Source organism: Ciceribacter sp. RN22, from assembly GCF_024054295.1.
Taxonomy (GTDB): domain Bacteria; phylum Pseudomonadota; class Alphaproteobacteria; order Rhizobiales; family Rhizobiaceae; genus Allorhizobium; species Allorhizobium lividum.
In genome coordinates, this window is the sequence record NZ_JAMXLD010000001.1 from 256,669 (window position 1) to 269,063 (window position 12,395).

Annotated in this window: 12 protein-coding genes; all 12 read right to left on the reverse strand. The window is 62.5% G+C overall.

What is annotated here, in order from left to right:
• Nucleotides 1-76 precede the first annotated feature (76 nt).
• The 12 genes from NHF53_RS01260 to NHF53_RS01315 all read right to left on the reverse strand — a co-directional run bounded on the left by NHF53_RS01260 (nt 77) and on the right by NHF53_RS01315 (nt 12,329).
• A complete protein-coding gene (locus NHF53_RS01260; protein ID WP_114362358.1) occupies nt 77-1,132 on the reverse strand; it encodes a PhoH family protein in 1,056 nt (351 codons plus the stop codon).
• A gap of 47 nt (nt 1,133-1,179) precedes the next feature.
• Entirely contained in the window at nt 1,180-2,571 is a 1,392-nt protein-coding gene (gene miaB / locus NHF53_RS01265; RefSeq protein WP_252832788.1) for a tRNA (N6-isopentenyl adenosine(37)-C2)-methylthiotransferase MiaB, read from the reverse strand.
• Nucleotides 2,572-2,619: 48 nt separating this feature from the next.
• Complete coding sequence (locus NHF53_RS01270) at nt 2,620-3,417, reverse strand: 1-acyl-sn-glycerol-3-phosphate acyltransferase (RefSeq protein WP_114362356.1); 798 nt, start codon at nt 3,415-3,417, stop codon at nt 2,620-2,622.
• Nucleotides 3,418-3,447: 30 nt separating this feature from the next.
• Nucleotides 3,448-3,876 carry a Fur family transcriptional regulator gene (locus NHF53_RS01275; RefSeq protein ID WP_112685669.1) on the reverse strand — a complete coding sequence of 143 codons (429 nt, stop codon included), beginning with the start codon at nt 3,874-3,876 and terminating at the stop codon, nt 3,448-3,450.
• 41 nt (nt 3,877-3,917) lie between these two features.
• Complete coding sequence (locus NHF53_RS01280; protein ID WP_252832789.1) at nt 3,918-4,415, reverse strand: GNAT family N-acetyltransferase; 498 nt, start codon at nt 4,413-4,415, stop codon at nt 3,918-3,920.
• A gap of 7 nt (nt 4,416-4,422) precedes the next feature.
• The gene (tsaB, locus tag NHF53_RS01285; RefSeq protein WP_252832790.1) at nt 4,423-5,067 is read right to left on the reverse strand and encodes a tRNA (adenosine(37)-N6)-threonylcarbamoyltransferase complex dimerization subunit type 1 TsaB; all 645 of its coding nucleotides are present in this window, start codon (nt 5,065-5,067) and stop codon (nt 4,423-4,425) included.
• 26 nt (nt 5,068-5,093) lie between these two features.
• A complete protein-coding gene (locus NHF53_RS01290) occupies nt 5,094-5,657 on the reverse strand; it encodes a NifU family protein (protein WP_252832791.1) in 564 nt (187 codons plus the stop codon).
• A gap of 115 nt (nt 5,658-5,772) precedes the next feature.
• Nucleotides 5,773-6,264: a universal stress protein gene (locus tag NHF53_RS01295; RefSeq protein ID WP_114362686.1), complete on the reverse strand. Its 492-nt coding sequence runs from the start codon at nt 6,262-6,264 to the stop codon at nt 5,773-5,775.
• A 77-nt stretch (nt 6,265-6,341) separates the two neighbouring features.
• Nucleotides 6,342-7,406, reverse strand: a complete 1,065-nt coding sequence (gene trpS / locus NHF53_RS01300) for a tryptophan--tRNA ligase (protein WP_252832792.1) — start codon at nt 7,404-7,406, stop codon at nt 6,342-6,344.
• 80 nt (nt 7,407-7,486) lie between these two features.
• On the reverse strand, nt 7,487-7,894 hold the full coding sequence (locus NHF53_RS01305; RefSeq protein WP_114362351.1) for a VOC family protein: 408 nt from the start codon (nt 7,892-7,894) through the stop codon (nt 7,487-7,489).
• Entirely contained in the window at nt 7,891-9,501 is a 1,611-nt protein-coding gene (murJ, locus tag NHF53_RS01310; protein ID WP_252832793.1) for a murein biosynthesis integral membrane protein MurJ, read from the reverse strand. The genes NHF53_RS01305 and murJ overlap by 4 nt, the downstream gene beginning before the upstream one ends.
• 2 nt (nt 9,502-9,503) lie before the next feature.
• Complete coding sequence (locus NHF53_RS01315) at nt 9,504-12,329, reverse strand: [protein-PII] uridylyltransferase (RefSeq protein WP_252832794.1); 2,826 nt, start codon at nt 12,327-12,329, stop codon at nt 9,504-9,506.
• Nucleotides 12,330-12,395 lie beyond the last annotated feature (66 nt).

Genomic DNA, 12,395 nt, shown 5'->3' on the forward strand with positions numbered 1-12,395 from the left:
GCGCTCGCGTCGTCTTTCCGAAGCTCGCTTGAACATGCCGGCCGCAACGCCGTCGCGAGCTTCAAGGATCGCCAGACTAGCGGTCGGTTTGCTCACTTTCGTCCTGGACTGCATACTGCGCGTCATAGGCCTGCACGATCCGGCCCACCAGCGGATGCCGGACGACGTCGACGTCCTTGAAGCGAATAACCGAGATTCCCTCAACGCTCCGCAGGATCTGCAGGGCCTCGACGAGACCCGACTTCACGCCGCGCGGCAGGTCGACCTGGCTCGGATCGCCCGTGACAATCATCCGGGCATTCTCGCCGAGACGCGTCAGGAACATCTTCATCTGCATCGAGGTGGTATTCTGGGCCTCATCGAGAATGACGGCCGCATTCGACAGCGTGCGACCACGCATGAAGGCGAGCGGGGCGATCTCGATGACGCCAGCGGTGATCGCCCGCTCGACCTTGTCGCCGGGGATCATATCGTAGAGCGCATCGTAGAGCGGCCGCAAATACGGGTCCACTTTTTCCTTCATGTCGCCGGGCAGGAAGCCCAACCGCTCTCCGGCCTCGACGGCCGGGCGCGAGAGAATGATACGGTCGACGAGACCGCGCTCCAGCAGTTGCGCCGCGTGGGCGACGGCAAGATAGGTCTTGCCGGTGCCGGCCGGGCCGACGCCGAAAACGAGTTCCGACCGCTCAAGCGCCCGCATGTAGGCGTCCTGCGTGGGGGTGCGCGCGGCGATCGTCTTCTTGCGCGTGGCGATCTGCGACATGGTGAGCTTCGCCTTGCGCTCGAGGGTAGGCAGCGTCAGCTGGTCGTCGGTGGCGACCGCCATCCGGATCGCGCCCTCGACATCGGAGCTCTCGACGCTTCCACCACTCTGAAGCCGGGCATAGAGGAAATCCAGGGCACGCCGCGCCTGGTTCGTCGCCTGCAAGTCGCCGGAAATCGCGACGGTATTGCCGCGGGCCCTGGCATCGATGTGCAGCCGCTCCTCGAGAAGCTTTAGGTTCTGATCAAATTGCCCGAAGAGTTCGCTGGCGAAGCGGTTGTTCTCGAACGTCAAGATGAAATGATTGGCGTCGGTCGCAGCAGCCCGTGAGTGGCGCGAGGGTGAAGAAACCAATTCCTGTTCGTTCAAGCGGGTCAGACTCCCATGAGGATGAGTATCAAGCCCTCACTCTAACTCTATGCCACCTCGGCAAACAAGCTGTTTGGGCCGGTTCCGGTGATTCGTACCTTGATAGTGTCACCGATCTCCACGTCTTTTGCATCAACATTCACCGATTGCAGCCAGGGCGACCTGCCGATGAGCTGTCCGGGGAGCCGCCCCGGCTTTTCAAGCAGAAGGTCGATCGTCTTGCCGACACAGGATCTGGCGAATGCATGCTGCTGGCTGAGCAGCAGTTCCTGCAGCCGCGCGAGCCGTTCGGCCTTTACTTCGTCCGGCACGTGGTCCGGCATGTCGGCTCCCGGCGTGCCCGGTCGCGACGAGTATTTGAAGGAGAACGCCTGAGCATATCCGACTGTCTCCACGAGCCGCAGGGTCGCCTGGAAATCCTCCTCCGTCTCGCCCGGAAAGCCGACGATGAAATCCCCAGAAAGAGCGATGTCCGGACGCGCGGCGCGGATACGCTCGACGAGCGCGATGTAATCGGCAGCCTTGTGACGCCGGTTCATCGCCTTCAGGATCCGGTCCGACCCGGACTGAACCGGCAGGTGCAGATACGGCATCAGCATGTCGAGGTCGCGATGCGCCTCGATCAGGCGGTCATCCATGTCGCGCGGATGGCTGGTCGTGTAGCGCAGGCGCTTCAGCCCGGAGATCTCGGAAAGGCGATAGAGCAAGTCGCCGAGCCCCAATTGCTCACCCGCTTCTCCCTCCGCGTGCCAGGCATTGACGTTCTGCCCGAGCAAGGTGAGCTCCCGCACGCCGGCCGAAACGAGCTTTTCGGCCTCGCGCACAATCTGTTCCATCGGGCGAGATATCTCGGACCCGCGCGTATAGGGTACGACACAGAAGGTACAGAATTTGTCGCAACCCTCCTGAACCGTCAGGAAGGCGGTGACGTTGCGCTTGGTGGACGCCGTCTTCGACTGGTCCGGCAGGTGCTCGAACTTGTCTTCGACCGCGTATTCCGTGTCAACAACCGACTGCCCGGAGCGGGCGCGCTTCAATGCCTCGGGAAGGCGATGATAGGTCTGCGGCCCAATCACGACATCGACGGACGGCGCGCGCCGGATGATCTCCTCACCTTCGGCCTGCGCGACGCAGCCGGTGACGCCGATCATGAACTCCCGACCTTCGGCCTGCCTCTCGTTCTTCATGTCGCGCAGACGACCGAGCGCCGAATAGACCTTTTCAGCGGCCTTCTCGCGGATGTGGCAGGTGTTGAGGAGAACGAGATCGGCCTCCTGCATGTCGTCGGTCGCCACGTAGCCTTCGCCGGCCAGCGCCTCGGACATACGGCCGGAGTCATAGACGTTCATCTGGCACCCGTAGGTCTTGATGAACACCTTCCGGGATGGGCCGGGCTGACCGAGTTCTGTTTCCGGTGATACTGCGCTGTTCTGGTTCATGGCCGCTATCTAGTGGCTTTCGGTGCCTGTTTAAACCCTAAAATGCGCTCAGGCGGGATGTCGGCCGCGCAGGTGGTCGAGCAGCATCGTTCGGATACGACCCTCCATAAGCGCGCTCAGTTGCTTGCGCTTGTCGCCCTCGCGAAATTCCGCCGTTTCGCCGAAGCTCACGTCGACGTCGAGCGCGCCCGCCTTGAGCACACCGATCAGATGCGGCAGCAGCCGAACGTCACCCGGCCATCCTGCGAGCGGACGATGGTAACGCCCCATCGGCAGACCATAGACGCGGGTATAGGCGATCGCGACCGGCTGCACATGAACAACACCCTGCGGAGCGAGCGGTAGGGCCGCCGCGGCAGCACCGAACAGCGAACTCTTCATCTCGAGAAGCCGGTTTCCATCGGACGTGGTGCCTTCGGGAAAAAGCACAACAATTTCGCCGTCGGCCATTCGCTCGGCGATCTCGTTGACCTGGTCACCGGTACGCCGCTTTTCCTCCCGCACGACGAAGATGCTCTTCTGTAGCCGAGCGAGCAGGCCGAAGACCGGCCACGTCTTCACCTCGTTCTTGGCGATGAAGACGACGTCGGCAACAGCACCGAGTACGAGTATATCCTTCCAGGAGGCGTGGTTCGCAGCGATCAGCAAGGGCCTGCGGTTGTCGAGGCGACCGTGGACGTGAATGCGGATGCCGAGCATCCGACAGGCGATGCGATGCCAAAGACGTGGAAGCCGGCGACGGAGCCGCCAGTCGAAAGCGAGGCCTGCCAGTTGGACCGGCGCCAGCAGGAGAGTCGAGGCCGCGATCACGAAGAGGAGGAACCCGATCCGTAACGAGGTGATCAAAACCGCTTCTCCGGAAGCCGGGTCATGGCGTCAGCCGTCGTCCTTCTTGAGGGGGACGCCATAGAGCTCGAGGCGATGATCGACGAGACGGAAACCGTATTCGCGGGCGATCCGTTCCTGGAGCGCTTCGATCTCGGGAGAATGAAACTCGATCACCTTGCCGGTTTTCAGGTCGATCAGGTGGTCGTGATGTTCTTCCGGAACCGTCTCGTAGCGGGAGCGGCCGTCACGGAAATCATGCCGCGCGATGATGCCCGCGTCCTCGAACAGCTTGACGGTACGATAGACCGTCGAGATCGATATGCGAGAGTCCACCGCGGACGAACGCCGGTAAAGCTCCTCGACGTCCGGATGATCGTCAGACTCCTCGAGAATCCGGGCGATGACGCGCCGCTGTTCGGTCATGCGCATGCCGCGCTCGACACAGAGATCTTGAAGCGATTTGACGGGTTCGCTCATGGCAGCATGCAAGTCCGGCGTTCAAAGGTAAAGCAAGGCAACTATCGGAGATCACGCCGCATGACAAGCGCGGAGGACCGGCGACCTTGCTCATCGGTGTAATAGGCCGGCCGTTCGCCAGCCTTCTGAAAGCCAAGCTTGTTGTAGAGCCCGAGTGCGGCGGCGTTGCCGTCGTCCACCTCCAGGAACATCGCCTCGCCTCCGCGGGCACGGGCCTCGCGGATCGCCGCCTGCATCAGGCGCCAGCCAAGGCCGTTGCGACCAAGCTTCTCGTTGACGGCGATCGTCAGGATTTCCGCCTCCCCCGCAGTCTCGCGCGCCAGAACGAAACCGGCGAGCGGAGGCTTGAAGATAAGCGTATTCGTCTGCCACGTCACGAAGCCGAACGTGTGCGGCTGCAGAAGCAGGCTCAGGAACTCTCCATCCCCCCAGGGGCGTGCAAAACGCTGGCCATGGAGAACCGAAACGGCGGCACAATGCTCGCGCGTCATCTCGATGATTTCGAATTCGGGCTTGCGGGTAAAATAGGCTTCGCGCATTACGTCGTCACACTCGTGCAATTGCAAATCCGGCCTGAGGCTTGGCATCCGGCCCACGGAGATAAAGCGGCTTCGGCTTTCCCGCCGGATCGCTCGCCGCCCCCAGTCTGGCAATGATCGCGATCGGGAAGTGGTCCGGCTGCGTCTCGACGGCTTCGCCCGCAAGCAACGGAGCAGCAGAGCCCGTCACATGGGCGCCGAGCCTCCGGACGAGATCTTGCACGTCTCCGATGCTCCCGAGCATCGGCTCGGTCACCGCGTTGCCGTTGGCGAAGGCCTGAGCATAGACTTCGCCACGCTTGGCATCGACCGCCGCGACAACGGGGGAGCTGTCCGTCTCCACGGCCGCAAGCACCGCAAGCGTCGACACACCCACGACGGGGATTCCGAGCGCAAGCGCCAGTCCCCGCGCGGCGGCGACACCGACTCTGATACCGGTAAAGGATCCGGGGCCGACAGTGACGACAAGACGCTCGACCGCTTCCAGAGGAAGGCCAGCCGCAGCAAGCGCCGCGTCGATCTTTTCCATGAGTTTTTCGGCGTGCCCACGACCGATCGTTTCAGTCGCCGCACCGAGCACGGCCGCCTTGTCGCTATCGTAGACGGCGGCCGAGCAGTCCACGCCCGCCGTGTCGATTGCAAGAACGATCATGCATCACCCCCCAAGACCGTGCGGCGTCAGACCGCTTCGACTTCCTGAACTTCGGGGATGAAGTGCCTCAGAAGGTTCTGAACGCCGTGCTTCAGAGTCGCGGTCGAGGACGGGCATCCCGAGCAGGCGCCCTTCATGTTCAGGTACACCTTGCCGTTCTTGAAGCCGCGGAAGGTGATGTCGCCTCCATCCTGGGCAACGGCCGGACGAACCCGCGTCTCCAAGAGTTCCTTGATCGTCGCGACAATGGTCTCGTCGCCGGCGTCGAAGAACTCTTCGCCGTCCGCATCGTTGGCAGACGCAGCGGACGCCGCCATCACCTTCGCACCGCTCATGAAGTGCTCCATGATCGTGCCGAGGATCGCCGGCTTGAGATGCTGCCATTCCGGACCGTCCTTGGTGACGGTGATGAAGTCGTAACCGAAAAAGACGCCGGTCACGCCCGGGATATCGAAGAGACGGACAGCGAGCGGCGAAGCGCTCGCACCCTCGGCATCCCGAAATTCGGCCGTTCCCGTTTCCATGACGACCTTGCCCGGAAGGAACTTCAGGGTCGCCGGGTTCGGCGTGGCTTCGGTCTGGATGAACATTGCTTCCTCCTAACGGCCACAGGCCGCCGTCGAGTTTTAGAATTCTTCAAAAGGAAATAGGGCCAATCGGCTTCCGCTTCAAGCACGAATGGCATCGCCGCAACTTATCCCTGGTTCAGCAGAGGGCGTCGATTTCCTCGTTGGTCAGAGAATCCGGGAGCACGGTCACCGGAATCGGAAAGGCCGCACCGCGCCCGGCGATCATGGAAACCAGAGGCCCCGGCCCTTCCTTTGTCGAACCGGCGGCCAGAACGAGAATCGCGATGTCCCGGTCCTCCTCGATCACCGCATTGATCTGAGCAGCAGGACCTCCCTCACGGATGACGATCTCCGGCTCCGTCCCGATGGTCTCCCGGACCGTCTGGGCGGCCTTGGCCATCGTCGCTTCGGCCTCCTCGCGCGCCTCCGCCCGCATGATCTCCTCGACGCCGAGCCACTGCTGGAAGTCGCCCTCGGGAATGATGTAGAGCAGGACGAGACCGCCGTTCGAGTTTTTCGCGCGCCGTCCGGCATAGTGGAGTGCCCGGTAGCATTCCGGCGTATTGTCGATGACCGCCAGAAACTTTCGCCGGTGTCCCTCAAGGCGTGACAGGCGCGTCGAAACCATGTGCATCCCCCGCCGCCGGACTGCGTTGATCCGCCCACAGACAGGTTCCGGCCGCCCTGCCCGGCTCGTTCGCGACCTTACTGCACGAAGCCGATGATGTCGCGGACTTCCTTCATGGTCTTTTCGGCCCGGGCGCCGGCGCGAGCGCCGCCGTCACGCAGGACGCTGTCGATGTAGCCGGGATCGCCCATGAGGCGACGCATTTCCCCGTTGACAGGTGCGAGCACCTCGACGGCAAGATCGACGAGAGCCGGCTTGAAGACCGAGAACTGCTGTCCGCCGAAGTCCTTCAGGACGTCCGCCTTCGAGCGGTCGGAAAGTGCCGCGAAGATGCCGACGAGATTGTCGGCTTCGGGACGACCCTTCAGCCCTTCGACCTCGCTCGGCAATGCGTCCGGGTCCGTCTTGGCCTTGCGGATCTTCTTCGAGATGGTTTCGGCGTCATCCAGCAGATTGATGCGCGAGAGATCGGAGGGATCCGACTTCGACATCTTCTTGGTGCCGTCCTTGAGGCTCATGACGCGCGGCGCCGGCCCCTCGATCATCGGCTCGACCATCGGGAAATAGGCGTGAACCGGCTCGTCTCCCACGACGATGTCGGTCCCGAGGCCAGCCGCGCGGATCTTCGGCATGAAGTCCATGTTGAACTTCATGGCGATGTCGCGCGTCAGCTCGAGGTGCTGCTTCTGGTCGTCACCGACCGGGACATGGGTCGCGCGGTAGACGAGGATGTCGGCGGCCATCAGGCTCGGATAGGCAAGCAGGCCGAGCGAGGCATTCTCGCGGTCCTTGCCTGCCTTATCCTTGAACTGCGTCATGCGGTTCATCCAGCCGATGCGCGCGACACAGTTGAAGATCCAGGCGAGTTCGGCGTGCTGGGGAACCTGCGACTGGTTGAAGACGATGTGCTGCTTGGGATCGATGCCAGCCGCGATGAAGGCCGCCGTGATCGAGCGGATCTGACCCGGCAGGTCATCATGGACGAGTTGGGCCGTGATCGCATGCAGGTCGACGACGCAGTAGATGCAATCGTGACTTTCCTGGAGTGCCACGAACTTGCGGATCGCGCCCAGATAGTTGCCGAGATGAAGATTGCCGGTCGGCTGAACCCCGGAGAAAACCAGATGCTTGAATTCGCCCATAATCGTCCTCACAGGCTTGTGGAGGGCCCGGCCTCGCTATTGAAACTCGCTCGCGCTTATGCACGCGGCCCGAACGACAATCAAGGGGCGGGTTCGATCAGGTCCCAGCGATTTCCGTAGAGGTCCGCGAAGACGGCGACTGTCCCATAGACCTCGCGTCGAGGCTCTTCGAGGAACTGGACGCCATTTGCAAGAAAGGTCGCGTGGTCATGTGCGAAGTCGTCGGTCTCCAGGAAGAACGCGACCCGGCCGCCCGTCTGGTTTCCAATCGCCTGCATCTGTGCTTCGCCGTCTGCCCGGGCGAGCAGCAGGGCGGCACCGGCCGCTCCTTTCGGCGCGACGACGAGCCAGCGCTTGTCCCCCTCCAAACTGCTGTCGGCAAGGCACTCGAAGCCGAGGACATCGCAGTAGAAGGCTTTGGCGCGGTCGTAGTCATCGACCACCAGTGCGACCGTAGCGAGGCGACGCCGGGGCGCTGAACGGGTCATTGCTCGCCATCCGAAGGCAGGCTTTCGGACGATTGGGCGGAACTCCGGGCGCCGCGCTGGAGATTGCGTCGTATCATGCCGAGATCGGCCCCACCGATGGCAAAGGCGAGGCCGAAATAGACGACCATGGCGATGACGATCAGCGCACCGAGCGCCGCGACCTGCGTCAAAAGCTGTGTTTCGGGCTGCAGCCAGCCGCTCCAGCGGTCGGAGAGATAGACGAGCACACCGGCCATGACCGCGGAGGCGACGACGAGCCGCGCTGCCCTTTTCGCGAGTGCCCAGTCCCAGACGAGATCGCCGCGGCGAAGAAGCGTCGAGAATAGCAGGCAGGTATTGACCCAGCCTGCGGCGGCTTCGGCCGTCGCTATCCCGCGCTCGGCGATGAAGGGGAAAAGCGAGATGGCGAGCGCGGAATTGATGACGACCGAAACCCCGGTGAACCGCATCGGTGTGCGCGTATCCTCCCGTGCATAGAAGCCCGGCTGCAGGGCCTTGATCAGGACGAAGCCCGGAAGCCCGAGGCCGTAGATCGCGAGGATCGAGGCGACGACTGCCGTGTTCTGTTCGGTGAAGGCGCCGCGCTCGTAGAGCACGCGGATGATTTCGTCGGAGAGAACCCAGAGCGCGGCCGCCGCAGGAAAGGTGAGGAACAGCACGAATTCGATCGACCGGTTCTGGATATAGGTCGCCTCCTTCATGTAGCCGGCCTTCAGTGCCCTGGCGAGTTCCGGAAGCAGGACGACCCCGACCGCCACGCCGACGACGCCGAGCGGAAGCTGATAGATGCGGTCGGCATACTGGAGGGCGGCGATAGCGCCTTCCTTCCCGGAGGCGATCGCCTGGCCGATGATCTGGTTGATCTGGGTGATACCACCTGTCACCGCCGCCGGGATGGCGAGCACCAGAAGCCGCTTCACGTTGGGCGTGAAGCGCGGAAACCTCAACCCGATGGAAATTCCGGCATGGCGCACGCCGCCATAGACGACCGCCAGCTGCAAGACACCGGCGGCGAGCACCGACCAGGAGAGATACCATGCGGTCAGGGCAGGCTCCGCGCCGGTGTAAAGCGCGTAGAACAACGCGCCGATCATGACGACGTTGAGAAAGATCGGAGCAACCGCCGCCGCGAAGAAGTGATGCAGCGAATTCAACATCCCGCTCATCATCGCCGTCAGCGACATCGACATGAGATAGGGAAACATCACCGCAGCAAGCCTGACGGTAATCGACAGCTTCTCCGGGTCGTCGGCGAAACCCGGCGCGATGATCCACGAGACGAGGAGCGGCATGGCGAGTTCCATACCGATCGTCAGGATCATCAGGACGGTGAACAGAACCCCGAAGACCTCCTCAGAGAAACGCTTGGCGCCATCCACCCCGTTCGCCTCGATCTCCTTGGCAAAGAGCGGCACGAAGGCGGCATTGAAGGCCCCTTCGGCAAAAAGCCGGCGAAAAAGGTTCGGGAAGCGGAACGCCGCATAGAAGACATCGGCCATCGGTCCCGTACCGAGAGCCGCGGCCATCAGTGTCTCGCGTGCGAAGCCAAAGAGGCGGCTGCCCAGTGTCGCGCCGCCGACGGTGGCAAACTTCTTGACGAGCCCCATGCTCAGGCCTTGACCTTCTTCTGCGCGACCGGACTCTTCTGCAGCTGTGGCGCGATGATGCCGGACGGCATATTGTCGCGGAATTCATCGGCCTGGCCCGCCATCACCGTCTTCAGGCGCGCGATGACACTCGCCTGGCGGTTCTCGTTGGTGACCTTCTGTCCTATGAGGTCAGTGACGTAGAAGGTATCGATCACCTTTTCCCCGAAGGTGGTGATGCGGGCGGACTGTATGTCGAGCGACAGGTCGGAGAACACCGCCGTCACCTCGGCGAGCAAACCGATGCGGTCGAGGCACTCGACCTCAATGACGGTGAACTTGTTCGACAGCGTGTTCGAGATCGTCACGTGTGGCTGCACGGGGAAGGTCTTGTTCCCTTTCTTGCCCTTGCTACGGGTGGCGATCACTTCCGGCAGCCGCTTGCGGCCGGAGAGAACGTCCTCGATCATCTTGCTGATCGTCGCACCTCTCCGCATTTCGTCCTCGTCGATCGGGAACTCACGGTTGACCAGAATGGTGTCCAAAGCGCGACCGTCTGAGGTCGTATAGATCTGGGCATCGGCGATGTTCGCGCCCGCCGCGGCACACGCTCCGGCAATAACCGACAGGAGGCGCGGGTGGTCGGGAGCGAGCACCGTGATCTCGGTGATCGCATGGAAGGAATGGGTCCGGACCATGGTCGCAAGCCCCTTGCCTGTGCTATCCGCCTCACGAATGAAGTGGGCGTGCCGCACCTGATCCTCCAGCGGCACGGTGAGCAGATACGGCTCGTAGTGCAGCTTTGTGTACATCGCGCGATCTTTGTCGCTCCAGTCGCCGAGCGCCTTGCTGAGCTGCTCGGCGGCATATTTGGCGCGATCCTTGCGCGATACTTCCGAAAACCCGCCGGACAGCAGCAATTCGGTCTCGTAGTAAAGTGTTCGCAGCAACTGGCCCTTCCAGCCGTTCCACACACCTGGACCAACCGCACGAATATCGCAAACCGTCAGGATCAGGAGCATTTTGAGCCGGTCGAGTGACTGCACCTTCTCGGCGAAATCGCTGATCGTCTTGCGGTCATGCATGTCACGGGTCTGCGCAACCATCGACATGGTGAGGTGTTCATCGATGAGCCAGGCAACGAGTTCCGTCTGCTTCGGGCTGAGGCCGAGGCGCGGGCACAGCTTGCGCGCGACCCGTGCACCGGCGACGGAATGATCCTCTTGTCGCCCCTTGGCAATGTCGTGAAGGAGAACCGCGACGTAAAGCGAGTCCCGATCCTCAACACCGGGCATGAGGGTCGCGGCGAGCGGATGGATATCCTCGGCCTTCCCCTGGTCGATCTCCGACAGAACCTCTATGGTACGGATCAGGTGCTCATCGACCGTGTAATGATGATACATGTTGAACTGCATCATCGAGACAATCTTGCCGAATTCCGGAATGAAGCGGCCGAGAACGCCGGACTCGTTCATCCGGCGCAGGATCTGCCCCGGCTGACGCCGCGAGGTGAGCATTGACAGGAAAAGCCGGTTTGCCTCCTCGTTTTCGCGGAAGTCGTTGTCGATCAGCGACAGCGAGCGGGTGACGATCTTCAACGCATCAGGATGGAACTCGAGCCCGTTGATATCCGCCACGTGAAAGAAGCGCATGATCGAGATCGGGTCACGTTTGAAGACGTCCTTGTCGGCGAGCGCGATGCGGCCCCTGTCCTCGATGAACTCGATGGTACCGGGAATCTTGCGTGGACGGTTGGCGAAGCGGCCGAGCATCGCCGTCAATACGGGCGCGGCCTTCGCCTGCTGCTCCTCGAGCGTCGCGCAGAAGATGCGGGTCAGGTCGCCGACATCCTTGGCGACGAGGAAGTAGTGCTTCATGAAGCGCTCGACGGCCGAAAGGCCTGGCCGCGGCTGGTAACCGAGGCTGCGGGCGATCTCCGGCTGCAGGTCGAAGGAGAGGCGCTCCTCCGGCTTGCCGGTCAGGAAGTGCATGTGACAGCGCACCGCCCAGAGAAAGTCGTCGGCCTTCTGGAAAAGCCGCAATTCCTGCTTCGAAAGAACACCGAGTTTGACGAGTTCACCGGCGTCGCGAACATGGTATTTGTACTTGGCGATCCAGAAGAGCGTCTGCAGGTCGCGCAGACCTCCCTTGCCTTCCTTGACGTTCGGCTCGACGAGATAGCGGCTGTCCCCCGACTTTCGGTGCCGCTCGTCGCGTTCGGCGAGCTTGGCAGCGATGAATTCCGGAGCCGTGTCGCGGGTCACGTCGTGATCGAAACGCTGGTGCAGTTCCCCTACCAGCTCTTCCCAGCCGCAGACGAAGCGTGTCTCGAGGATCGCGGTGCGGATCGTCATGTCCGTCTTCGACAGGCGGATGCATTCCTCGATCGTGCGGGTCGCATGTCCGACCTTGAAGCCCATGTCCCACAGGAGATAGAGCACGAACTCGACGGCGCTGTGCATGTCGGGGGTGAACTTCGCCGGTAGCACGAAGAGCAGGTCGATATCCGATCCCGGCGCCAGGGTGCCGCGACCGTACCCGCCGACGGCCGAGACCGCGATCTTTGCCGCGTCGCGGTAGATCTGGGTTGCGGCACAGTCGAAGATGATGGCGATGATCCGGTCCTGCAGCCAGGAGAGCCGCTGCGCGCAGCGGAGACCGCTACCATCGGCAAAGAGCTGCGCCTTCACCTTCTCGCGCCCTTGAGCGCTTGCGGCGCGCAGGATCGGCAGAAGGGCCGAACGCGTCTCCAGCAGCTTGCCGCCATTGGCGCGAACTGCATTTCCGCATTCTTCCGCGAGAGCGGCGATATCGAGGATTTCGCTGAGATCGAGATCGGACATGGTCATGGCAGTGCGTCAGGCTTTCCCCGGCAGGTCCGCCGCAAGGCTTTCCGGCAATAGATGGCGAGCTGG

Bases quoted from the DNA above. Each gene is read 5' to 3' on its own strand.
- miaB (WP_252832788.1), bottom strand. From the start codon at position 2,571: ATGAACCAGAACAGCGCAGTATCACCGGAAACAGAACTCGGTCAGCCC.
- NHF53_RS01275 (WP_112685669.1), bottom strand. From the start codon at position 3,876: ATGAGCGAACCCGTCAAATCGCTTCAAGATCTCTGTGTCGAGCGCGGC.
- NHF53_RS01280 (WP_252832789.1), bottom strand. From the start codon at position 4,415: ATGCGCGAAGCCTATTTTACCCGCAAGCCCGAATTCGAAATCATCGAG.
- tsaB (WP_252832790.1), bottom strand. From the start codon at position 5,067: ATGATCGTTCTTGCAATCGACACGGCGGGCGTGGACTGCTCGGCCGCC.
- NHF53_RS01290 (WP_252832791.1), bottom strand. From the start codon at position 5,657: ATGTTCATCCAGACCGAAGCCACGCCGAACCCGGCGACCCTGAAGTTC.
- NHF53_RS01295 (WP_114362686.1), bottom strand. From the start codon at position 6,264: ATGGTTTCGACGCGCCTGTCACGCCTTGAGGGACACCGGCGAAAGTTT.
- trpS (WP_252832792.1), bottom strand. From the start codon at position 7,406: ATGGGCGAATTCAAGCATCTGGTTTTCTCCGGGGTTCAGCCGACCGGC.
- NHF53_RS01305 (WP_114362351.1), bottom strand. From the start codon at position 7,894: ATGACCCGTTCAGCGCCCCGGCGTCGCCTCGCTACGGTCGCACTGGTG.
- murJ (WP_252832793.1), bottom strand. From the start codon at position 9,501: ATGGGGCTCGTCAAGAAGTTTGCCACCGTCGGCGGCGCGACACTGGGC.
- NHF53_RS01315 (WP_252832794.1), bottom strand. From the start codon at position 12,329: ATGACCATGTCCGATCTCGATCTCAGCGAAATCCTCGATATCGCCGCT.